The following is a 22,953-nucleotide window of genomic DNA, read 5'->3' as shown; positions in this document are numbered from 1 at the left end:
ATGAATGAATTTTTCCCTTTAGCAAGCGCCGCCGGGATGACCGTCGGCCTTGCCGTTTGTGCATTGATTGTCGGGCTGGCGCTGGCAATGTTCTTTGCGGTGTGGGAGTCGGCAAAATGGCGTCCTGTCGCGTGGGCAGGTTCAGCGCTGGTGACGGTTCTGCGCGGCCTGCCAGAAATTCTGGTGGTGCTGTTTATCTATTTTGGCTCCTCACAGCTGCTGCTGACGCTTTCGGATGGCTTCACCATCAATCTTGGGATCGTACAGATCCCTGTGCAGATGGACATCGAGAACTTCGACGTTAGCCCGTTCCTTTGTGGTGTCATCGCTCTGTCGCTGCTGTATGCCGCCTATGCCTCGCAAACGCTGCGCGGTGCATTAAAAGCGGTGCCAGTTGGCCAGTGGGAATCCGGTCAGGCGCTGGGGCTGTCGAAATCAGCCATTTTCTTTCGTCTGGTGATGCCACAGATGTGGCGTCATGCGTTGCCTGGCCTCGGTAACCAGTGGCTGGTGCTGCTGAAAGATACCGCGCTGGTCAGTTTGATAAGTGTGAATGACTTAATGCTACAAACCAAAAGCATCGCTACCCGTACCCAGGAACCATTTACCTGGTACATTGTGGCGGCGGCGATTTACCTGGTGATCACCCTGCTCAGTCAGTACATTCTCAAACGCATTGACCTGCGCGCGACACGTTTTGAGCGGAGGCCCAGCTAATGTTTGAGTATTTACCCGAACTGATGAGAGGGCTGCACACCAGCCTGACGCTAACCGTTGCCTCGCTGATTGTGGCGCTGATTCTGGCGTTGATTTTTACCATTATCCTGACGCTGAAAACGCCGGTGCTGGTGTGGCTGGTGCGGGGTTATATCACGCTGTTCACCGGTACGCCGCTGCTGGTGCAGATCTTCCTGATTTATTACGGGCCGGGCCAATTCCCGACGTTGCAGGAGTATCCGGCACTGTGGCATCTCTTGTCAGAACCGTGGTTATGTGCGCTGATTGCGTTGTCGCTGAACAGTGCGGCGTACACCACGCAGCTGTTTTACGGTGCGATTCGCGCGATCCCGGAAGGTCAATGGCAGTCCTGTAGCGCCCTGGGAATGAGCCAAAAAGACACGCTGGCGATCCTGCTGCCGTATGCCTTTAAACGCTCGCTCTCTTCGTATTCCAACGAAGTGGTGCTGGTGTTCAAAAGCACCTCTCTGGCATACACCATTACGTTGATGGAAGTGATGGGTTACAGCCAGTTGCTGTACGGACGCACCTACGATGTGATGGTGTTTGGCGCGGCGGGAATTATTTACCTGATCGTTAACGGCCTGCTGACGCTGATGATGCGTCTGATCGAGCGTAAAGCGCTGGCGTTTGAGCGACGGAATTGATATGGCTGCGTGCTGATGCCGGATGCGGCGTAAACGCCTTATCCGGCCTACATTAGCTGGATGATTTGTAGGTCTGATAAGACGCGCCTGCGTCGCATCAGACACCAGCACAGAACCCACATAGTGCATAAATTCTTATAATGAAGACGGACAACCCACTAAGTTGTCCGTCTTTTTTTATTTCACTTAAATTATTTAATCATATTTATTGCATATAAATTCACTTGATGGCATTGTTATCCCATGCCGCAGACACGGCCAAAAATCATAAGATTGACAGACGGGAGTTCCATCATGAAAAAGTTAGTTCTTGCCGCTTTACTTGCTTCCTTTACTTTCGGTGCTTCTGCCGCAGAGAAAATCAATTTTGGCGTATCAGCGACCTATCCTCCGTTCGAGTCGATGGATGCCAATAACCAGATTGTCGGCTTTGATATCGACCTGGCAAAAGCCTTGTGCAAACAAATGCAGGCAGAATGTACTTTTACTAATCACGCTTTCGACAGCCTGATCCCGTCACTGAAATTCAGAAAATATGACGCCGTTATCTCCGGTATGGATATCACGCCGGAGCGTAGCAAGCAGGTATCGTTTACCACACCCTACTATGAAAACTCAGCCGTCGTGATTGCCAAAAAAGATACCTACAAAACGTTTGCCGACCTGAAAGGCAAACGTATTGGGATGGAAAACGGCACCACGCACCAGAAATATATTCAGGATCAGCATCCGGAAGTGAAAACTGTCTCCTATGACAGTTATCAGAATGCCTTTATCGATCTGAAAAATGGCCGTATTGATGGGGTATTTGGTGACACAGCGGTGGTGAACGAATGGCTGAAAACCAATCCGCAACTGGGCGTTGCGACTGAAAAAGTGACCGATCCGCAGTACTTCGGCACCGGCCTGGGTATCGCTGTACGTCCGGATAACAAAGCTCTGCTGGAAAAACTGAATAACGCGCTGGCAGCAATTAAAGCTGACGGCACGTATCAGAAAATCAATGACCAGTGGTTCCCACAGTAATTGAGACTGATGACAAAAGTAAGATTGCCTGATGCGTTACGCTTATCCGACCCACATCAACTCTGCAATGTATTGATTTAGCATGATTTTGTAGGCCGGATAAGGCGTTCACGCCGCATCCGGCATGAACAAAGCGCACCTGATCAGCAATCTGAAGCCGCACCTGCGGCTTTTTTATTGTTTCACCAGCAGCGTCAGCACTTCATAGTGCGCGGTGTGCGGGAACATATCAAAAAGCTGTACCCGTTCAATGCGATAACCAGGCAGTTCGCGGATATCTTTCGCCATCGTTTGGGCGTTACAGCTGGAGTAGATAATAAAACGCGGTGCCATCGTTGCGAGATAATCACACAGCGGTTTACCAATGCCGCGGCGCGGCGGGTTAACCAGCACCAGCTCCGGCACCTCCCCCTGAGTGGTGGCAAACTGAGTGGAGTCCAGCGCCTGAAATTGCAAACGCGTTAAGCCCAGTTCAGCGGCTGACTGCTTTGCACAGGCAATGGCCTCTGGCGCAATTTCGATCCCGGTTAACTGCATGTCAGGCGTCGCGCAGTGTAAACCAAAGCCCCCCACGCCACAGAACAGATCCCACATATGTTTAACCGGCAGCTGCCGTACCCAGTCGCGCGCGGTGGCATACAGCTGGCTGGCGACCGCCGGATTAGTCTGGAAGAAACTTTGCGGACGGATCCACAGCGGCACATCGTTAAAACGCTCTGCCAGCGACTGTTGTTCCGTCAGGTAGATCTCCGTCTCCCCTTCCATAATCGCCATATGTACCGGCTGAATGTTGACGGTAATGACTTTCAGCTGCGGCAATTGTGCCTGTAACCACGGCAATGCCTTACGCAGTTGTGCCAGTTTGGTATCAGAACGCAGTACAAAACGCAGCATCATGCCGCCATCGCTCTGGCTTTCGGTCAGCAGAATGTATTTCAGTTCGCCACGCTTACGCGCCACGTTGTAGGGCGTTAGCCCCGCACGGGCGATAAACGGTTTTAGCGCCGCAAAAACGGGCGCAAAAGAGGCAGGATAAAGCGGGCAATCGCAAAGATCTTCCGGCGTGCCGTCGCGATGCAGCATTCCGAGCAGTGGTTTTTCAACGCTGCCACTCACCACCATTTTGGCTTTATTACGAAACCCTTGTTCCGGGCCTGACACCGGCGCGCACCATTCCTCAACCGGAAAATCGGCCAGCAGATTTTTAAGATCGGCGGTTTTAGCGGAGAGTTGCTGTGGAATCGGCTGCGTTATCCACTGACAGGAACGACAGCGACCCGCGTCGTAAAGTGCGCACTGCATACATTGACCTTCACATCATCAGGGGCGACGATTATACACATTATTGCAACTGGAAGAACCGCCGACTGGTCGAGGGAACGAACAGCAGCATCAGGATGAGCATATCCGGCAGCTTCTGCAGCATCAGGCTATGGAAGATTTCACGTTTTGATTCACCGGGAATGCTGAACAACTCCGGATAACCATAACCCAGCGAAGCAGCCCACAAGTAACTGGCGGCCGTGATTTGTGTCAGCAAATACAGCCAGCGCGCCCAGCGACGCCCTTTCACCAGCGAAAACGCACACCAGATCTCAATAAAAACCAGCGCCAGACTGCTTAAAAAGACCAGCGTTAAACTCCAGGTTTGTACGCTGCGATGAATGAACTCGCCAATACCGCGCACGCCTAATGTATTGAAAATCATCAGCACGTCGAGACCACGGATCATAATAATGGCGAGCGCCGCCACCTGCACCAGCGCAGGCACATTCAGGCGAGCATGTGATGAAGATGTTTTCTTAAAAAATCCCAACGGTTCGTCTTCCATGAAAACAATGCCGCGACATGCGCGGCATTATGTAGCCAGGTTGGCAAATTTTAGTGTCTTCAGCCACGTCTTGCACGCTGGATATCGCGTATCCGCTGCTTTTCTGCACGCGCCATCAGATACCAGGCGATAAATCCGACAATTCCTACCGCGCCAAGAATTAGCGTCGCAAGTGCGTTAATTTCTGGATTCACCCCCATCCGCACGCTGGAGAAGACCAGCATCGGTAACGTGGTGGCTCCCGGCCCGGAAACAAAGCTGGCGATCACCAGATCATCAAGCGATAAGGTAAAAGCCAGTAACCAGCCAGAAATGATCGCGGGCATTATCATCGGTAGCGTAATGACGAAAAACACTTTCAGCGGCATCGCACCGAGATCCATCGCCGCTTCTTCTATCGAGCGATCAAGTTCCCGCAGGCGCGACGAAATAACGACTGCCACATAAGCCGTACAGAAAGTAACATGCGCCAGCCAGATGGTGAGCATACCGCGGTCCGCAGGCCAGCCTATGGCATGAGCAAGCGCGACGAATAACAACAACAGCGACAAGCCCGTGATCACATCTGGCATTACCAGCGGCGCGGTGATCATAAAGGCAAAACCATTTGATCCGCGAAACCTGCCAAAGCGCACCAGCACCACCGCCGCAATTGTCCCGAGGATCGCCGCCGCCGTCGCCGCACAGGCCGCAATTGTCAGGCTTAAACCAACCGCACTCATCATTGCGTCATCGCGCAATAACTCACCGTACCAACGCGTTGACCAGCCCGCCCACACCGTCACCAGCTTCGAGCTGTTAAATGAATAGATAACCAGCATCAGCATCGGCGCGTAGAGAAAGGTGAAGCTCACCAGTAAAATCACAATCCGCCAGGGCGAACGAACGACCGGTAAATTATTCATCCGTGTTCTCCCACACTTTTTTGCTGATATTTGTGGAACCACATAATAGGCACGATTAGCAGCAGCAACATGACAATCGCCACTGCTGAGGCTACTGGCCAGTCACGATTATTGAAGAACTCCTGCCACAGCACGCGCCCGATCATGATGCTATCCGGACCGCCGAGCAGTTCCGGGATCACAAACTCGCCCACGGCCGGGATAAACACCAGCATCGACCCGGCAATAATCCCACCTTTAGTCAGCGGCACGATCACAGTAAAGAACGTTTTCAGCGGGCGTGCACCGAGATCCAGCGCCGCTTCCACCAGCGAATAATCAATACGAATCAACGCGGTGTAGATCGGCAGCACCATAAACGGCACATAGGCGTAAACAATGCCAATATAGACCGCCAGGTTGGTATGCAGAATGGTCAGCGGTTGATCGATAACGCCCAGCCACAGCAGGAAGTTATTCAGCACGCCATTGTTTTTTAATATTCCCATCCAGGCATAAACGCGGATCAGAAACGAGGTCCACGACGGCAGGATCACCAGCAGCAATAAGATATTGCGGGTCGAGGGTTTACTGTGCGCCACCGCCCACGCCAGCGGGTAGCCAAGCAATAAGCAGCAGATGGTCGAAATCGCCGCCACCTGTAACGACTGGAGATAAGCATCGAAATAGAGCGGATCATCGGTCAGTTGCAGGAAATTACCAAGATTGAGAGTGATTGACAGTTGCCCGTCGGCCCACTCCATCAATTCGGTATAAGGCGGAATAGCTCGCGCCATCTCTGCAAGGCTTATTTTAAAGACAATCAGAAATGGCAGCAGGAATAGCAAAATTAACCAGATATACGGCAGCGCAATCACCAGTTTGCGCCCGTGCTTCATCTGCCACTGCGTAAGCCACTGTCTTAACCCGCCCGGCTGGACAGGAGGTTCAAGTGTACTCATCTTTGCTCCTTAAACCGTCAGCACCACACAACTGTCCACTTCCCAACATAAACGAACTTCATCACCCCAGGTCGGTAGCCCTTTGCGGTGACGATGCGCGTTTTGTAGCTGGGCGCTAATCATCTGCCCGCTTTTCAGACGAACGTGATACACCGAAAGATCGCCGAGATAGGCAATGTGTATCACCTCCCCCACCGCGAAGTTACAACCATTGGCGGGCGGCTCCTCGCAAAGCATGATTTTTTCCGGTCGCAGCGCCACATGTACCGGCACGTTATCGACCACTGACGCCAGCGGATCGACTTTCAGCGGATGGACCAGCCCCGGTGAATCGAGCAACAGGCCGTCTTCCTGACGCTCTTTTAGTAACCCTTCAAAGACGTTGACTGAACCAATAAACTCGGCGCTGTAGCGGGTAGTCGGATGCTCGTAAATCTCTTCCGGCTCGCCAATCTGAACAAATTTCCCGCGATTCATAATGGCGATACGCCCCGCCATGGTCATCGCCTCTTCCTGATCGTGAGTAACCATTACGCAGGTCACGCCGACACGCTCCAGAATATCCACCACTTCAAGCTGCATCCGGTCCCGCAATTTTTTATCCAGCGCCCCCATCGGCTCATCGAGCAGCAATAGTTTCGGTCGCTTGGCAAGGCTTCGGGCCAGGGCCACACGCTGGCGTTGGCCACCGGAAAGCTGGTGTGGTTTGCGTTTGGCGAACTCCTGCATATGTACTAGCCCGAGCATCTCGTTGACCCGGCTGGCAATTTCCGCTTTTGGCAATTTGTCCTGCTTCAGGCCAAAGGCGATGTTCTGTTCCACGGTCATATGGGGAAACAACGCGTAAGACTGAAACATCATATTGATGGGGCGTAGATAAGGAGGAACCCGTGACAGGTCGACGCCATCAAGCATAATCTGCCCGGCAGAAGGTTGTTCAAAACCTGCCAGCATACGTAGCAGCGTGGATTTACCACAGCCGGATGCGCCCAGCAGCGCGAAGATTTCGCCTTTATAAATGGTCAGACTGACATCATCGACCGCATGTTGACCATCGTAGGATTTGGTCAAATTACGGATTTCTAATAGTGGTGTCAGCGACTTACGACTTTTCGCCTGCGGGCGAGGGATAGCGTCATTCACGGCTGCTCTCCGGCATTGAATGTGTGCAAGCGCACCATGATGGTGCGAATTGCCGGCGGGTGTGGTGCACCCGTCCGGCATCTACAACAGCAGATTATTTTCCGCTCTTCACTTTGGTCCAGGCGCGAGTGCGCACTCGATCGATTTTTGGATCCTGCACTTGTAGTGTGAACATTTTGGCGCGAACGTCCGCAGGCGGGTAAATTCCTGGGTTATCACGGACTTCCGCACTCACCAGCGGCGTGGCTGCTTTATTGGCGTTAGCATAGAACACATGGTCGGAGATATGCGCTACCACATCCGGGCGCAGCAGGTAGTTCAGGAACTGATAGGCTTCGTCTTTATTTTTGGCATCCGCAGGCATGGCGAATACATCAAAGAATGCCATCGCCCCTTCTTTCGGAATCGAGAAAGAGACATTCACACCGTTTTTCGCTTCTTTCGCGCGGTTAGACGCCTGCCACACATCGCCCGCCCAGCCAATAGCGACGCAAATATCGCCGTTTGCCAGATCGTTAATGTATTGAGATGAATGGAAATAACGAATATTTGGACGCAGCTTTAACAGCAGATCGGTTGCCGGGCCAGTGTAATCATCCGCTTTGGTACTGTTGGGATCTTTGCCGAGATAATTCAGCACGGTAGCAAAAACTTCTTCTGGTGCGTCAAGGAAAGAGACACCGCAGCTTTTCAGTTTTTCCAGATTTTCAGGTTTGAGGATCAAATCCCAGCTATCGACTGGCGCGTTTTCGCCCAATACCGCTTTGACTTTATCGACATTATAGCCAATCCCGGTCGTCGCCCACATATACGGCATGGCAAATTTATTGTCGGGATCGTGTTTTGCCACCAGCTTCAGCAGTTCTGGATCGAGATTCTTCCATTCTGGCAATTTGCTTTTATCCAACGGCTGGAATACACCAGCAGTCAGCTGGCGTTCAAGAAAACTGGCTGATGGAACGACAAGATCAAAGCCGGTGCTTCCTGCCATTAACTTGCCTTCCAATACTTCGTTGGAATCGAATACATCGTAGACGACTTTTATACCCGTCTCTTTTTCAAAATTTGCCACTGTATCCGGGGCGATATAATCAGACCAGTTATAGATGTGGAGTGTTTTTTGTTCAGCCGCGAGCGTGCCGACAGAGACGGCCATCAGAGCACCTGCAACCAGACCCGATAGCCATTTTTTATTTAAGGCGGTCATATCTCTTTCCTTCTGAAATTTCGTTAACAAACGAACAAAAGTTGTCACACTGAAAGATATGCAATAAACGTGCATATTTTTTTATCGGCGCGGCGCAAGAAAAGAGAACTCTCTCCCGGCCAGCATTGCTCGCTATATAAAAGCCTCGCAAGAATAACTTTAGCCAGGGTTTGAAACTATAGCTGTAATTAAAAAACAGTATTTAACAAATTTTTATGCGTATTTGCTCTATGTGATAAAGCAAATTCGGCATAAAACAAGTGAAAAAATCTTTAATGGAAGGTTAAATTTAGCAGAAAATATTATAATGCGCAGTCACTGCGGCAGCGACTGCGTGCTCAAAAAGAGTTATCAGTGAAGGAAATAGTTTTCGGTAACGTTATTTTGCCCTTCATCGTCAGTCGGCAACAGTAGTTGATGGGCATTGGCTTCTAGGATGACCATCGAAATCTGCTCTTCACTCTGGCGTACGAACCATGCAAACTGTTCATAGGTTACGCCCTGCATAACGGATAAAGACTGGCAAACCACCAGCTTTGGCAGATTATCATCCTGCATATCAAGAAATGCTTTCACAGTCAGCGAACTGGCATTGATGGCCGACAAATCCGCCGCCAGCGGCAACACGGCTGAAGGTCTGACTTCCGCCATGGCAGAAAACAGGATCGTGTTATCAATCAGGTCGATTTTGGCATCAAAGATACCGTCGAAATTCTGCATATGTGGCAGATGTAGCGCCTGACAGTTATCACATTCAAAAAAACTCATCCCCAGGTCATCGAGCCATTGACGCAACGTATCCAGACCAGGAACGACCAGCGATGTCATAATTTTGTACAACCTCTTCCGATAAAAAGACTGGCACAGCTTACGCAAAAAGCGCAGGCAAAACCATGATCAGTCACGTTATTGCGACTAACCACCGGTTTTTAGGCAATATTCTGCTGTGGCGTGGCGCTCAATCCAGCGGATCATTTTACCCGCGATGTCGATACCGGTGGTTTTCTCTATCCCTTCCAGACCGGGCGACGCATTCACCTCCATCACTAACGGTCCGCGATTTGCACGCAGAATATCCACACCAGCAACATCCAGAGCCATCGTTCGCGCGGCTTTTATGGCAATTTCACGCTCCTGCGGGGTAATACTGGCAATGCTTGCCGCACCACCACGATGCAAATTGGAACGAAAATCGCCCTCTTTCGCCTGCCGTTCAATTGCCGCGACCACTTCATCGCCAACGACCAGACAACGGATATCACGGCCTTTTGCTTCTTTTATATATTCCTGCACCAGAATATGCGCATTAAGACCGCGAAAAGCGTCAATTACGCTTTCTGCTGCCTGACGCGTCTCCGCAAGCACCACTCCAATCCCCTGCGTGCCTTCGACCAACTTGACCACCAGCGGCGCACCACCGACCATCTCGATTAAGTCGCTGGTATCATCCGGCGAATGCGCCATGCCTGTTACAGGCAGGTCAATGCCCTGTCGCGCTAACAGTTGCATGGAACGCAATTTGTCACGCGCACGGGCAATCGCGACCGATTCATTCAACGGATAGCTCCCCAGCATTTCGAACTGGCGTAGCGCCGCCGTCCCATAAAAGGTAATGGCGGTGCCAATACGCGGGATCACCGCGTCAAAATGGGGTAGCTTGCGGCCTTTATAATGAATAGAAGACGCCGCAGGATTAATGTTCATGTAGCAAGAAAGCGGATCGAGAATTTCAACCAGGTGACCACGCTGTATAGCGGCTTCACGCAGCCGCTTACACGAATAGAGCGTTCCATCCCGGGACAATATGGCAATTTTCACCCTGCACCTCTCTGTCAGACCTGGTCAAAAGCCCGCGTATCATACATCGGCGTTACGGTTTTAGCGCGTCGCCCAACCTTGTTTATGCAAATAATCGAGAATAAAAGGACGGCTTTCTTTAATGATTGTCCGACGAATATGGTCGCTCCAGGTATCCCGACGATTATTGCTGCCACGGGTGAGATAATATTCTGCCAGTTGCTCGTCATACTGCGCCAGAGCGTCTTTATCCAGCGGTTGATAGCTGTTTTCATGCACGACAATAGAGGCCGGTAAACGCGGTTTGAGATCCGGATTATCCGCAGGCCAGCCAAGGCACAGCCCGAACAGCGGCAGAACATGCTTTGGTAACTTCAGCAATTCTGTCACTGCTTCGATATTATTGCGCAGTCCACCAATATATACTCCGCCCAACCCCAGCGATTCCGCTGCAGTTAACGCATTTTGCGCCATCATTGCCGTATCAACGACACCGAGCAACAGTTGTTCCGCCAGGCCAAGTTGTGCATCCGGACAGATCTGTAAATGACGGTTAAAGTCGGCACAGAACACCCAGAACTCCGCCGCTTGCGCTACGTGTTTTTGCCCGCCGGTCAGCGTTACCAGTTCTTCACGCAGCGTTCTATCGGTAATGCGAATAATGCTACTGCATTGCAAAAAACTAGAACTGGAAGTCGCTCGGGCGCTGTTAATAATCGCCTCACGCTGCGCCTCAGAAATGGGGTCATCAGTGAAATGGCGAATGGAGCGATGGCCACAAATAAGTTCAATGGTTGGCGTCATTATCTTTTTCTCTTTCTGAACGTGAAGATTCCAGTGGGCGGTTCATCAGTTGTGGGGCAAGCCGTTTTGCCACCTGAAGAATAACCACCACCGCAGCGGGAAGCATGAGCAAAACACCGAGAAAAATCATCAGAATTTGTATCTCTGGCGTCGAAAACGGCACCGGAAGCGAAAGGTAATGGTTTAACGACAGCAGCGCCATCACCAGTAACATCATGCCGATGAATTCCAGTATCAACACGCTTTTAGGTAATTTACCGATCGCGCGCATAAGCTTCCCTCTGCAAAGTGAATTGCTATTTTAAAACCTTTCGTTGCGTTGTGCTTAACAGTTATACCTTTAAGCAATCAATGCAACAGGTTAAACCTACTTTCAGCGAATAAATTTTGGCGTAATCATGGCGGACATAAACAGATGAGGAGAGAAACAATGCAAACCGTTATTTTTGGTCGTCCGGGTTGCTCTTACTGCGTGCGTGCTAAAGAGTTGGCAGACAAACTGAGTAATGAACGCGATGACTTTGAATATCAGTATGTTGATATTCGTGCAGAAGGGATTAGCAAAGAAGATTTACAACAGAAAGCGGGTAAACCAGTAGAAACCGTACCGCAGATTTTTGTCGACCAGCAACACATCGGCGGCTATACCGATTTTGCTGCCTGGGTGAAAGAGAATCTTGAAGCCTGATTGCCGGATAAGCCCTCTCTGTTTGAGGGCTTTATTGATTTTTTCTGTGCTGTGACTTGAACAAACTACTAATAAACAAGAAACACAACGCTCCCAACGCACACCAGAAGACGGCGCTCAATAACCACGCCAGCTCTTGCCAGAATGAGCGTGTTGGTGAAAAAAACAGACGCATAATTAACATAGAACACGGTGCCGCCAGCATTGCGCCAAACAGCGGTTTAAGGACTTCTCTACGCTGCGAAAAAAAGCTGGCAACCGCCCCAGGAAGAATGAAAAACAGCAAGCCGATTTCAGGATGCCCGGCAGCCCGAAAAGCGCCTTTCATTTGCGTCGCCAGGAACAGGCACACTACAATGAAGAGGACAAAACAGCAGATTGCCCCCGCCCAACGTTGTTTATGTTTCACTCGCTCCTCCTGACACTGCCTCTATCGAACACATTTTCGCCACTATGGCGTTCAGTAAGATAAAGCCGCTTCGCATTCCATGCTAATATAGGCCAACGCAATTTTTATAGCCGTTGGTACTTAATGTGATTACACTAGTAAAATATATTGTTTCTTTACTATTGCTTATGTGCGCTGAATGAATCCGCGCCCTGATTTCAGGTAAAAACATTATCTTAAATTACCATTTCTTTCAACAGCTTACTCGTAAACAAGAAGTTAGTCTCCGTGAATATAAACGTCGCCGAATTGTTAAATGGGAATTACATTCTGTTATTATTTGTAGTCCTTGCGCTTGGACTATGTCTAGGAAAATTACGACTTGGTTCAATCCAACTGGGTAATTCCATTGGCGTTTTAGTCGTATCGTTACTATTAGGGCAACAACATTTCAGCATTAACACCGACGCGCTTAATCTTGGCTTTATGTTGTTTATTTTCTGCGTCGGGGTCGAAGCCGGACCCAACTTTTTTTCCATTTTTTTCCGCGATGGGAAAAATTACCTAATGTTAGCTCTGGTGATGGTTAGCAGTGCGCTGGCGATCGCCTTAGGGTTGGGTAAGCTGTTTGGCTGGGATATCGGTCTGACGGCCGGTATGTTGGCTGGCTCCATGACATCGACACCGGTTCTGGTCGGTGCTGGCGACACATTACGCCATTCCGGTATGGAAAGCGGACAGCTCTCCACAGCACTGGATAATCTAAGCCTTGGGTATGCGTTAACTTATTTAATCGGCCTGGTGAGTTTAATTGTCGGTGCACGTTATTTACCGAAGTTGCAACATCAGGATTTACAGACCAGCGCCCAACAAATCGCTCGCGAACGTGGCCTGGACACCGATGCCAGCCGAAAAGTTTATTTGCCGGTGATCCGCGCCTACCGTGTCGGCCCGGAGCTGGTGGCCTGGACCGACGGCAAAAATCTGCGTGAATTGGGTATTTATCGTCAAACTGGTTGCTACATTGAACGTATTCGTCGTAACGGGATTCTGGCAAATCCGGATGGCGACGCCGTGCTGCAAATGGGCGATGAGATAGCGTTAGTGGGATATCCAGACGCCCATGCCCGCCTCGATCCCAGCTTCCGTAACGGTAAAGAAGTTTTTGATCGTGACCTTCTCGACATGCGTATCGTCACTGAAGAGGTCGTCGTCAAAAACCATAACGCGGTAGGTAAACGTCTGGCACAACTGAAGTTGACCGATCACGGTTGCTTCCTTAACCGCGTCATCCGCAGCCAGATTGAGATGCCAATTGATGACAACGTTGTGCTTAATAAAGGTGATGTTTTACAGGTGAGCGGCGATGCCCGTCGCGTGAAAACCATTGCTGACCGCATCGGCTTTATCTCGATTCACAGCCAGGTCACAGACCTGCTGGCATTCTGCGCGTTCTTTGTTATTGGCCTGATGATCGGGATGATCACCTTCCAGTTCAGTACATTTAGCTTCGGCATGGGTAACGCTGCTGGCTTGTTATTCGCCGGCATTATGTTGGGCTTTATGCGCGCTAACCACCCGACCTTCGGTTACATTCCGCAGGGGGCGTTAAGCATGGTGAAAGAGTTCGGCTTGATGGTGTTTATGGCAGGCGTTGGTTTAAGCGCCGGTAGCGGCATTAATAACGGCCTGGGCGCGATCGGTGGTCAGATGTTAATTGCCGGATTGATTGTCAGTCTGGTGCCGGTGGTTATCTGCTTCCTGTTCGGCGCTTATGTACTGCGTATGAACCGCGCACTCCTGTTCGGCGCGATGATGGGCGCGCGTACTTGTGCTCCGGCAATGGAGATCATCAGCGACACCGCACGCAGTAACATCCCAGCTTTAGGTTATGCGGGTACTTATGCAATAGCTAACGTACTGCTAACGCTGGCCGGGACAATCATTGTCATGGTATGGCCAGGACTCGGATAAAACTGAAGTTGCCCTGAAAATGAAATTTTTTTGTACAATCGGCGAACTTTTCTTTGGGGCATCAGTCTTAATTAGTGCCACTGCTTTTCTTTGATGTCCCCATTTTGTGGAGCCCATCAACCCCGCCATTTCGGTTCAAGGTTGATGGGTTTTTTGTTGCCTGAAATTTATGCCGTTTAAAATCATGACGTTAGAAGCACTGTTTTTTAACGATGGCGACAAAATGGCGGCAGCGTCAAAGAGAGAGCGCCACCTGTCCTGATTTCATTGGATGCGGCTGAACCGGATTTGACTCTTTTGGCGTTGCAATCGAACGAACAAAAGTTTCATGGGTAACAAAAGTATGGCTGCAGTTAATGTTCTGGCACTGGTTGTAACGCTCTTTGGTCAATGAAGATACCTGAAAACTGCTGCGAGTATGGGCGGCACTTCCGCACAGTGGGCAAATCATCATTTTTCGAGTTCTCCCCATTTTTGCTAAATTCACAATAATGATACCGCATCATTCCATTTTGCAAACTTAAAAGTTCTCCATTGCGAAGAATCATTCCATTTCGAAATCATCAATCCTCACTTCAAGCTCCAGACTGGTCGTAAAACCGTTATCCGGGCTGACGGTATGCGTCAGAGTCGTAATGGTCCATTCCGCATCATCTATCGGCTGTTTAAAGCCACTGACCTTCACAGGCATTTCTGTGTAGAGATCTGCCCGCCCTTCCGCCAGTTGTAGCGAGAATAATGCAACGCCGCGTTGCAGGCGTTCCCACTGCATTTTCGCTGCCCGTTCGGCGTTGCTCCGGTTGGCATAAGTGCGATTAAGTACCAGCACGTTTTCATCCGTACCCACCAGGTAATCGCCCTGCTTCGCTTCTTCCGGCTCTTTCTTCTGCTTCTTAGTCCTGCGCTTACGCTTCACCGTGGTGCTTTCTTTCTTCGCGGGTTCGCGGGTATGCAACCAGCTGGCAATGACGCCCGTGTAAGCTCCGCGATCTGCCAGGGTAAAGCGGTGACTGTCGCCGTCCTTGCGTGTGATAGTGATCACCGGCAGTGGTTTACCAGTGGCGCTTTTGCCCTGCCCCTGCCGGATGAATAACAGATTGCCATTTTTCACCGACGCGATGGCACCGTACTGTCGCGCCAGCCGCATCAGAAAACTGCCGTCACTCTCATTAGTCTGGTCTATATGATCCACGGGTTTATCCGACAGGTCTTTACCCAGTGCCATCTTCAGTTTGTGACGCGCAGCTATTTCCTTCACCACTTCCCCGACCGTGGTCTTGTGCCACGATTTTTCACGGCGGGTATTCAGCGTTTCCCGAAAATCAGCACTTCGCGCCCGGATAGTCAGGCGGTCCGGGGCGCCAGTGTGTTCAATCTCGTCCACCGTGAATGCCCCTTTCGGGAAAAGCGGCTGCCCCTTCCAGCCCAGCGCCAGTGTAATGACCGCACCACGGCGCGGCAGCACGATTTTTCCGTCGGCGTCGTCCAGCTCCAGATCAAGCTGGTCCGCTTCAAAGCCCCTATTGTCCGTCAGCGTCAGACTCATCAGGCGATTATCCAGGACAGTAGTGATATCCCTGCCCTCAATACTGATGCTGAATGCGGGAGTTTTGTTACCCTTGTTAAGCAGTTCAGAGCTGAAATTCACGACAGCAGCCCTCCCACCGTTTTACTGATATCGCTTAAAGCAGATGTTGCCGTTTCCTGCAGATTATTCAGTTGCGCACTGAGATCACCGAACATATCGGACAGGGATTCATCCACTCGTTTGAGCGACAGGGTGAACTCAATCCGGCGCGGCATACCGTCGCGGAAAAACTCCGTTTTAGTCTGATTCAGTCCCTCAATCACATACATGCCGTAAATCGTGCCGCTGCCTTCAATCAGGGGCCATGCTTTCCCCTGTTCTGCCATCTGCTCAAGTGCCAGCAACGACAGCCTGCCGCCTGTTATCTCCGGCATAAGAACACCGGAAAGCGTCAGCATGTCGTTGTCCGGTCCCAGAAACTGCGTGGACGGACGACGATTTACCCGGCTGTTAGCCGCATGTCGCCAGCTGCGTTGATACTGCAGTTCCTGATACGGCACGGTGCGCAGCATAAACACGTACAATCCCAGCACCATCATCATGCGTCGTATCCCCCCTGATCGCTGTAGTTACTCCTGGCTTTTGCCTTCAGCCTGCGTTCACGTTCATCAAGCTGGCGGGCCACCTCCCGCGCAATATCCTGCGCACTTTGTCCTGGCTGCGTCTGAATGATGATCTGCGTCGGTGCCTCAATCCGTTGAACGGGCGGCACAGTGGCTGCACGACTCACCATCGCTTCGCCGCCTTTCGCGGGAAGTGCCAAAGGATGCAACGGTGGAAGCTCTGCAGGCGCGGCAGCAACGCCCATCATTCCGGCAACAACGGCAGCCAGTGCAGCTGTATTTCTCCGGCTGGTCACGTTTGCCGGGCCGTTAACAATTTCCGGCCCGTTTTCACCGACGATGCCAAACTGCCCGCGCGGGATATAGCCGCCGCTGTCATACATCCCCGCAAAGCCATATCCCCATGACGGAAAACCACCCGATGGCATCATCACTTTACCGTCTGCATTCACCGTCGCAGGTTGCTGACGCGTCACGCTTTCCGGCAGTTTCGCCTTTGCAGCCTCTTTACTGACAATGCCGAGTTTATCCAGCAACCAGGAAACGCCAGATTTCAGGGAGTCCAGCGGATGCATAACCATATTCAGCCCTTCCGCCAGTGCCTCCCCGAATCGTCGCCCCATTGCCGCTGCGCTCTGCAGTTCGGCAGAGGTCGACTTAACGGGCGTCAGCAGATCAGTAAACCAGCCCCACAGCGCCTGTACTTTGTCGCCAATCCACTGAAACACAGGCTTAAGTGGTTCAAATGCAGCACTGATGGGACCTGCCGCCGCTTTGAATCCCTCCACCACGCCATCGAGAAATGCGGTGATGGGTTGCCAGTATTTCCAGACAACCAGCGCCACGCCTGCCAGTGCAGTAACCACAAGACCTATCGGACTGAGCAGAGCACCTAACAGACCAGATATGGCATACAGGGCAACGCGCAGCATCGCCAGTGGACCAGATGCCAGTACTCGCAACACCGTGCCTGCGGCGGTCAGTCCACCGCGCAGTACCGCCAGAGGATTCATAAACATCACAGCAACAGCACGTAAACCGGATAATCCAGACCGCAAAAGTGCAACCGGCGCACCTGCTACAGTTTTCAGGACATTTCCCGTCAGTGATGCCGTGCGGCGCAAAGACGACAACGGCGCAGTAAGTAAACCCGCAGCATTGCCCGATGAAGCAAGCCCGCGTCGCAGCAGTGCCAGTGGTGCGCCAGCCAGCCAGGACAACGCGTTGCTGGTTCGAGTTACTGCTGCCGTAACGGAAGGTAACGTTTTGATACCCAGCACAGAGAATCCCAGACGGATCACTGCCAGCGGCCCCAGCACTGCAGCCAACACTACAGCCAGGGTGCCGAGGCCCACGGTAACAGCAGCCACAACCGCTGCTACTTTCATCAGTGTGCCCGTCAGTTCCGGGTTAGCTTCCACCCAGCGACGCAGCGCCCCCGTGACGCTTTTTACCGTGTACAGAATATCCATCAGCGGCTGGCGCAGCGTTTCGCCCAGGCTGCTGAAGGTGTTCTGCGCTCCGGTTTTGACCAGCAACCACTGAGCAGAAAGTGAATCCTTGTTGATGTCGGATTCTTTCTGCATGGAACCGAGCGCATCATTGCCCGCTGTCAGTTTTAGCTGGCGCTGCAGTTCCGGCAGGTTGTTTGCCAGTTTCGCCGCGTCATCGCCAAACTCTTTACCAAACAACATGGTCATGGCAGACAGTCGCTTATCCTGCGGCAGTGCATTCACCTTCTCCAGCACACGCTGGATAGTTCCCATCGCATCCTTCGTCATCTGCTTTTCAATCACTTCAGGATTAAGTTTCAGCAGATTCATTCCTTCGAAGAAACTCTTACTTTGCATGGTGGCAATGGACAATTCACGCACCATCGCGTTTGCTGCACTGGCTGCAACCTCCGGCGCAGCGCCCAGTGTCAGGAAGGTGGAACCCAGCGCCGCCGCTTTACGATAATCCAGACGGTCAGCCACACCGCCCAGACGTTGCATAACATCGATGATGTCCGCCCCTTTCGACATGGCGTTATCATCCAGATAGTTCAGCGCATCGCCGAGCTGTTCAATATTGCGGGTAGGGATTTTGTAGAGCTGGGCGATTTTCCCCAGACTTTCTGACAGTTCATCCGCTGGCAGCTCAAAGGCTGTTGCCGCCTTTGCCGCCGTACTGGCGAAGGCCAGCAGGTCACGTTTCTGGTCTTCCCAGCTGTCGTCAGGGTTTGCGACGTTCATGCGCGCCCCACCTTCAACCAGTGCAGCGAAATCCACCGCACCGTTTTCCATCGGCAACTGTTCGCTGGCAGCCTTGATGGCATCCTGCATTTCGTAAAAACGCGCAGTGCGGTTGCCATTATCGTCACGCAGACCATTGACCTGCTTTGCCACACCTTTCATGGCATCTTCCATGCTGGTATAGCTTTTTACTGCCGCCATCACTGGTGCGCCCATTGCCAGCCCTGCCGCCGTGGTGGTGGCTCCGGCTCCTGCAATACGATCGCGCACCTCCAGCGAACGGGCATAACTGGCACGCGCCGCATTCATCCTGCGCTGAGCTTCCCCCAGTCGCTTCAGCCGCGCCTCCTGTTTCGACAATTCCTGGTTATAACGTGATGTTTCACGGGCTAAACGGGCAGTTGCTCCCGCATCATCTTTCGCAGAAATTCCCGCCCGGTACAGTTCTGCACGCACAAGCGCCGTTTGCTTCTGCAAATATTTTTGTTGTTCTTCCAGGCGTTGGACTGCCAGCGTTTGCCGACCTAAAGCCACAAGGTGCCGTTGTGATGGTTGTTCCATCGCCTCCAGCTCAGAGCTAAGCAAATTAGCCTTCTGTCTGGCATAGTTCAGCCTGTCGCCTAACTTCTTGTTATCGGCCTGCAGCTTGCGAAATTTTTCCAGGCTGTTACCCGCCTGATTGAGTTGCTTTAATGCGTCACGGGAGTTTCTGATTGCGCCAGCCAGCTCTTTCGAACTGGCCTGTGCAGCACGGAATGGGCGGGTGAGTTTGTCAACCGCATTAAGAATGACCTGCAGCCGCAGGTTGTTATCACTCATCGTTGGCCCCGCTTCTCTGAATCGCTTTATACCGCCATTCCAGCACTTCGGTCAGCGGCATAACGTCAGTAACGGATGGCGGCCAGTGAAAGATGGTGGCGATATCTGCCACCAGATCGTCAACCGTCAGGCTGTCGGTAAACCGGCAAGCACCGACTTCTTCAACAAAAAAGTGACAACCTCAACCGACATGGCAGTGAGATCTGCCGGGTCCATCTCTGCAATTTCCTGTGCAGTCAGTGCCGGACTGGAAATGCGGGGGATCACGGTCATCATCGCGTTCACATCCATATCCATAATGGCCTGCAGGCGTGTACCGCGCAGCGCACCGGACTGCGGTTTACGCAGCACAATTTCGGTAATTTCTGTTTTACCGCGCATGATGGGGGTGTCCAGTTGAATGGTCTTTTCAGTCTGCTTATCGCTCATTTTGCTGTCCTGTAAATTGGGTTCTGGCGCGGTATCCCGCGCCGTTCAGATAGATCAGAGGCCGAGGGCGTTGCGGTGCGCTTCCATCAGGTCCACACCGTCCACAATTTCCACCATGTTGATAAGGTCCACTTCATAGAGCACCTCACCATTGATGGTCAGCTTCGCGTAGCTGTTGGTACTGGTCACTTTGGTGGTGTTGCTTTCGCCCGTCTTCCACTCGCCGGAATCCACTTCTTTGTGACGCCCACGCACCACAAGCTCCACGGCCTGCACTTCCCCGGTATCATCACGCTGAATAGAGCCGGTAAAGCGCAGCTGGATGCCATCCACCGTGGCTTTGCCCATCTGCTTAAACAGCAGCAGTTCAGTACCACCAATGGAAAATTCTGTATCCAGTGCACTGTCATCCAGTCCCAGATCCACATCCACCGCCCCCGGCATACCGCCGCCGCGATACTTCTCATATTTGCGGGTGAATTTCGGCAGCGTCAGCGACTCAACGATCCCCTGCCAGTTGTTCCCGTCGTTAAACAGGTTCAGGTGTTTTAATTTGCGTGGTAAAGCCATGTTGTCCCCTTACGCGCTGACCTGGCTGGCGAAATTCACCAGGTACTGATCGGTGATGCGCTGACGCAGCATCAGGTTTTCAAGTGGCGGCACTGGCGTGTAGTCGTAGTCGATGGTGAGCTTCCCGGCTTTCAGAGTGTCTTTATCGTTCACCGACTCGTCCAGCCAGCAATCACCACCAATGAGATAGCCCTGACTGACCAGGCTGCGCATTTTGGCGCGGATACCTTCGATAATGTCGCGGGCCAGCGACGGGTTCAGCGGTTTGTCCACCGCCCACATATGCGCTTCTGCCATCGTGTCCATCAGTACCTGCGCCGTGCGGGTGTAGTTTTCGAAGGCAAAGAGCGGGTCATCACTCAGGCTGCGGGAACCCCAGAAGCGGAAACCGTCTTTGCGGATAAGCGTGGTGACGTCGTTCTGGTTCAGCAGACCTGCATCTGTTGCCGGGTCCTGCAGATCCCAGAACACATCAGCAGAAATTCCGGTGACACCGTTCACGCCCACGTTGGACAGGCTTTTGTGCCATCCGGTCTGCTCGTCAATTTTGGCGCGCAGGCCAAGCGCACGTGCGGTGGCGTATGCCGTTGCTTCGGCATTCAGCACCGTGTCCCAGCTGATAAAATCCGGCCAGATCAGCATCCCTTCACGCTGGCTGAAGTTTTCGCGGTAGGTAAGCACTTCTTCCACTGTTTTGCAGCCATACGCCGACAGGTAAGCAAACCCGCGCAGGCTTTGCGCCACACTCAGCAGCTCAGTCGCAACGGCTTTGTTATCGTGACCTGGCACGCCGAGAATGCGCGGTTTAACGCCGAGCTGTGACTGGGCAGATAACAGGGCTTTCATGCCTGTTTTTTTACCCTCGGCGGTCACTGCGCCGATGATATTGGTTGTGGTTTCTTCTTCCGTTTCACCCTGCGGCACACGCACAACAACGGTCACGGGTTTTGCCTGATCAGCGATGGCATCCAGCGAACGGGCCAGCGTGCCGGACTCACCCGCTTTACCGCTGGCGGTCAGTACATCAGTTATCAGCACGGGTTTATTAAGAGGAAACATTTTTGCATCGGCATCATCGCCCGTGCAGACCATACCCACGATGGCGGTGCTCACCGTGGTAATGGATCGGGTGCCTTCGTTGACTTCAACAACGCGCACTCCGTGGTGGTAATCCTGAGCCATAGTGGCGAACCTCCTGATTGGATTAGGCTTCGCCCTATGTTGAAGTGATTGTGCCTGACAAACAGCTAAGCGCAGTTGTACCGTTATTCATACAAAATGAGGGGAAGGCTTCAGAAGCTCACTCCACACTGGCGCTTATAGAGCTGTGTCTGATCATATGTTGATACAAGTACATAACGAATAAGCATGGTTAAGCTCCCAGACCAGAACTGGGAGCATGCCATTCACTTGTTATTTCTGTATTCTCACTGCCATTCTTTTTTGCACATCAAAAAATTTATTAATCACTCCATTGCGATTAATAAATGGATATTCTATACCTTTAAAAGTCATATAAGCGATAGTCACAACAATTGGCGACAACATCAGAATTAAATATGCGTATGAATTATCACTCAAATTTCGCACATACGCCTTCCCGAGTAAAACATCTAAAGTAAAATATAGAACAATCCCGTGCATTAGATAGATACTATATGATATCTCACCAAAGACTCTGGAGATTTTCAACTTTAACACACCAAATAGATCACATCCATTTACGATCAAAATAAATATAGCGCCGATCAATAAAATTGGCAGGTAATCAAACGAGTGAGGGAAGTAAAACAACGAAAAAACGAAACCTGAAACACACAAAAACGATGTCAATTTCAAAGATGCAACTTTTAAGATTAATTTATTACCTCGTACTGCTGAAGCTAAAAAGCCACAGGCGAATGGCAGCAAAAAGATGTAATTTAAGTTGAGGTAATTAAACGCATATAAGCTAAATGCAGGGATAACTAGCACAAAGATATTTTTGGTTCTTCTCAAAGCAAATGCAATGAGCGGTAGAGAAAAATAGAATAACCACTCATACACAAGCGTCCAATAAATACCAGCATATATATAACCAGTATCACTAAATCCATTTATATGTGAATTACCATAAGTTGCATATATCATCCATGAAAGAATGGATTCAATTAGTTCACCTGCACTTACATTGAGTTTCCAGCCTGTTTTATATCCTATGATAAATAATGCAATTAAAAGCGAGAACATATACAGAGGATATATTCTAAAAATTCTTGATTTGTACAACGAGAACCAATTTATTTTTTTTGAATCAATTATTTTAGAAAAAAACAAATACCCCGTTATCATAAAGAAAATCATAACGGGTAATTGCCCTGCATTCGCAAATACATGACTTGAAGGTAAAGACCATTCATTTGTTTTTATAAAGTGATGCCATATATAAGAGTGATGCAGAAACACTAAGAAGGCCAAATACCCTCTTAATCCATCAATATTAACGTTCCTACCTTTACCTTCAATTGGTAGCGGGCTTATTTTATCAAGAAAATACAATATGGCGATAGCTGCAAATATAGCAGCTACTATTAACATAGGGCTATTATAAATTAACATGTAATTAACCTTAGGATTTTTCAGAAATTTTCACAGCAATATTTTTATATTGTACGCTCACAA

General features: G+C 50.9%; 25 protein-coding genes. 5 read left to right on the top strand and 20 right to left on the bottom strand.

What is annotated here, in order from left to right; all coding sequences use genetic code 11:
- The 3 genes from artQ to artJ all read left to right on the top strand — a co-directional run bounded on the left by artQ (position 1) and on the right by artJ (position 2,411).
- The gene (gene artQ, locus FEK47_RS04385) at positions 1–717 is read left to right on the top strand and encodes an arginine ABC transporter permease ArtQ (protein ID WP_130205229.1); all 717 of its coding nucleotides are present in this window, start codon (positions 1–3) and stop codon (positions 715–717) included.
- A complete protein-coding gene (gene artM / locus FEK47_RS04380) occupies positions 717–1,385 on the top strand; it encodes an arginine ABC transporter permease ArtM (RefSeq protein ID WP_135486422.1) in 669 nt (222 codons plus the stop codon). Before artQ ends, artM begins: the two co-directional genes overlap by 1 nt.
- A gap of 294 nt (positions 1,386–1,679) precedes the next feature.
- Positions 1,680–2,411: an arginine ABC transporter substrate-binding protein ArtJ gene (gene artJ, locus FEK47_RS04375; RefSeq protein ID WP_130214725.1), complete on the top strand. Its 732-nt coding sequence runs from the start codon at positions 1,680–1,682 to the stop codon at positions 2,409–2,411.
- Positions 2,412–2,585: 174 nt separating this feature from the next.
- Here artJ and rlmC read toward each other — a convergent pair whose 3' ends face one another.
- From rlmC to FEK47_RS04325, 10 genes are all read right to left on the bottom strand, one after another.
- Positions 2,586–3,713 (bottom strand): 23S rRNA (uracil(747)-C(5))-methyltransferase RlmC, encoded by a 1,128-nt coding sequence (rlmC, locus tag FEK47_RS04370; RefSeq protein WP_135486423.1) that lies wholly within the window; start codon positions 3,711–3,713, stop codon positions 2,586–2,588.
- A 40-nt stretch (positions 3,714–3,753) separates the two neighbouring features.
- On the bottom strand, positions 3,754–4,242 hold the full coding sequence (locus FEK47_RS04365; RefSeq protein WP_130205221.1) for a YbjO family protein: 489 nt from the start codon (positions 4,240–4,242) through the stop codon (positions 3,754–3,756).
- 59 nt (positions 4,243–4,301) lie between these two features.
- Positions 4,302–5,147 carry a putrescine ABC transporter permease PotI gene (gene potI, locus FEK47_RS04360; protein ID WP_135486424.1) on the bottom strand — a complete coding sequence of 282 codons (846 nt, stop codon included), beginning with the start codon at positions 5,145–5,147 and terminating at the stop codon, positions 4,302–4,304.
- The gene (potH, locus tag FEK47_RS04355; RefSeq protein ID WP_135486425.1) at positions 5,144–6,088 is read right to left on the bottom strand and encodes a putrescine ABC transporter permease PotH; all 945 of its coding nucleotides are present in this window, start codon (positions 6,086–6,088) and stop codon (positions 5,144–5,146) included. Before potH ends, potI begins: the two co-directional genes overlap by 4 nt.
- 9 nt (positions 6,089–6,097) lie before the next feature.
- Positions 6,098–7,231: a putrescine ABC transporter ATP-binding subunit PotG gene (gene potG, locus FEK47_RS04350; RefSeq protein WP_130214734.1), complete on the bottom strand. Its 1,134-nt coding sequence runs from the start codon at positions 7,229–7,231 to the stop codon at positions 6,098–6,100.
- A 94-nt stretch (positions 7,232–7,325) separates the two neighbouring features.
- A complete protein-coding gene (gene potF, locus FEK47_RS04345; protein ID WP_130205213.1) occupies positions 7,326–8,438 on the bottom strand; it encodes a spermidine/putrescine ABC transporter substrate-binding protein PotF in 1,113 nt (370 codons plus the stop codon).
- 351 nt (positions 8,439–8,789) lie between these two features.
- Positions 8,790–9,266, bottom strand: a complete 477-nt coding sequence (locus FEK47_RS04340) for a YbjN domain-containing protein (protein ID WP_135486426.1) — start codon at positions 9,264–9,266, stop codon at positions 8,790–8,792.
- A gap of 87 nt (positions 9,267–9,353) precedes the next feature.
- On the bottom strand, positions 9,354–10,256 hold the full coding sequence (rimK, locus tag FEK47_RS04335) for a 30S ribosomal protein S6--L-glutamate ligase (protein ID WP_130205211.1): 903 nt from the start codon (positions 10,254–10,256) through the stop codon (positions 9,354–9,356).
- A 60-nt stretch (positions 10,257–10,316) separates the two neighbouring features.
- Entirely contained in the window at positions 10,317–11,039 is a 723-nt protein-coding gene (gene nfsA, locus FEK47_RS04330) for a nitroreductase NfsA (protein WP_130222147.1), read from the bottom strand.
- Entirely contained in the window at positions 11,023–11,310 is a 288-nt protein-coding gene (locus FEK47_RS04325) for a YbjC family protein (protein ID WP_135405734.1), read from the bottom strand. Before FEK47_RS04325 ends, nfsA begins: the two co-directional genes overlap by 17 nt.
- Before the next feature lie 159 nt (positions 11,311–11,469).
- Between FEK47_RS04325 and FEK47_RS04320 the strand changes: the two genes are divergently transcribed.
- Positions 11,470–11,727 carry a GrxA family glutaredoxin gene (locus FEK47_RS04320; protein WP_135486427.1) on the top strand — a complete coding sequence of 86 codons (258 nt, stop codon included), beginning with the start codon at positions 11,470–11,472 and terminating at the stop codon, positions 11,725–11,727.
- 31 nt (positions 11,728–11,758) lie between these two features.
- Here the strand turns inward: FEK47_RS04320 and FEK47_RS04315 are convergent, their stop codons facing one another.
- Positions 11,759–12,136, bottom strand: a complete 378-nt coding sequence (locus FEK47_RS04315; RefSeq protein ID WP_130205203.1) for an inner membrane protein YbjM — start codon at positions 12,134–12,136, stop codon at positions 11,759–11,761.
- 267 nt (positions 12,137–12,403) lie between these two features.
- Between FEK47_RS04315 and FEK47_RS04310 the strand changes: the two genes are divergently transcribed.
- Positions 12,404–14,089 carry an aspartate:alanine antiporter gene (locus FEK47_RS04310; RefSeq protein WP_130205201.1) on the top strand — a complete coding sequence of 562 codons (1,686 nt, stop codon included), beginning with the start codon at positions 12,404–12,406 and terminating at the stop codon, positions 14,087–14,089.
- Positions 14,090–14,324: 235 nt separating this feature from the next.
- Here FEK47_RS04310 and FEK47_RS04305 read toward each other — a convergent pair whose 3' ends face one another.
- The 9 genes from FEK47_RS04305 to FEK47_RS04265 all read right to left on the bottom strand — a co-directional run bounded on the left by FEK47_RS04305 (position 14,325) and on the right by FEK47_RS04265 (position 22,890).
- Positions 14,325–14,543 carry an ogr/Delta-like zinc finger family protein gene (locus FEK47_RS04305; protein WP_000972391.1) on the bottom strand — a complete coding sequence of 73 codons (219 nt, stop codon included), beginning with the start codon at positions 14,541–14,543 and terminating at the stop codon, positions 14,325–14,327.
- Positions 14,544–14,633: 90 nt separating this feature from the next.
- Positions 14,634–15,737: a phage late control D family protein gene (locus FEK47_RS04300; protein ID WP_135486428.1), complete on the bottom strand. Its 1,104-nt coding sequence runs from the start codon at positions 15,735–15,737 to the stop codon at positions 14,634–14,636.
- Positions 15,734–16,219, bottom strand: coding sequence for a phage tail protein (locus tag FEK47_RS04295; protein ID WP_000980394.1), 486 nt, complete (start codon positions 16,217–16,219; stop codon positions 15,734–15,736). The genes FEK47_RS04300 and FEK47_RS04295 overlap by 4 nt, the downstream gene beginning before the upstream one ends.
- Complete coding sequence (locus FEK47_RS04290; RefSeq protein WP_135486429.1) at positions 16,216–19,293, bottom strand: phage tail tape measure protein; 3,078 nt, start codon at positions 19,291–19,293, stop codon at positions 16,216–16,218. Before FEK47_RS04290 ends, FEK47_RS04295 begins: the two co-directional genes overlap by 4 nt.
- Positions 19,286–19,405, bottom strand: a complete 120-nt coding sequence (locus tag FEK47_RS04285) for a GpE family phage tail protein (RefSeq protein WP_000763311.1) — start codon at positions 19,403–19,405, stop codon at positions 19,286–19,288. The genes FEK47_RS04290 and FEK47_RS04285 overlap by 8 nt, the downstream gene beginning before the upstream one ends.
- Before the next feature lie 14 nt (positions 19,406–19,419).
- Positions 19,420–19,722 (bottom strand): phage tail assembly protein, encoded by a 303-nt coding sequence (locus FEK47_RS04280; protein ID WP_001281016.1) that lies wholly within the window; start codon positions 19,720–19,722, stop codon positions 19,420–19,422.
- 54 nt (positions 19,723–19,776) lie between these two features.
- Positions 19,777–20,292 carry a phage major tail tube protein gene (locus tag FEK47_RS04275; RefSeq protein WP_001207660.1) on the bottom strand — a complete coding sequence of 172 codons (516 nt, stop codon included), beginning with the start codon at positions 20,290–20,292 and terminating at the stop codon, positions 19,777–19,779.
- Positions 20,293–20,301: 9 nt separating this feature from the next.
- On the bottom strand, positions 20,302–21,474 hold the full coding sequence (locus tag FEK47_RS04270; RefSeq protein ID WP_135486430.1) for a phage tail sheath protein: 1,173 nt from the start codon (positions 21,472–21,474) through the stop codon (positions 20,302–20,304).
- A 231-nt stretch (positions 21,475–21,705) separates the two neighbouring features.
- Positions 21,706–22,890, bottom strand: coding sequence for an acyltransferase (locus tag FEK47_RS04265; protein ID WP_135486431.1), 1,185 nt, complete (start codon positions 22,888–22,890; stop codon positions 21,706–21,708).
- Between the last annotated feature and the right edge of the window lie 63 nt (positions 22,891–22,953).

Source organism: Escherichia sp. E3659 (assembly GCF_005781135.1).
In the GTDB taxonomy this organism is placed as follows: domain Bacteria; phylum Pseudomonadota; class Gammaproteobacteria; order Enterobacterales; family Enterobacteriaceae; genus Escherichia.
The sequence above is the reverse complement of the archived record's forward strand: the minus strand, read 5'-3'. Positions and strand labels throughout refer to the sequence as shown.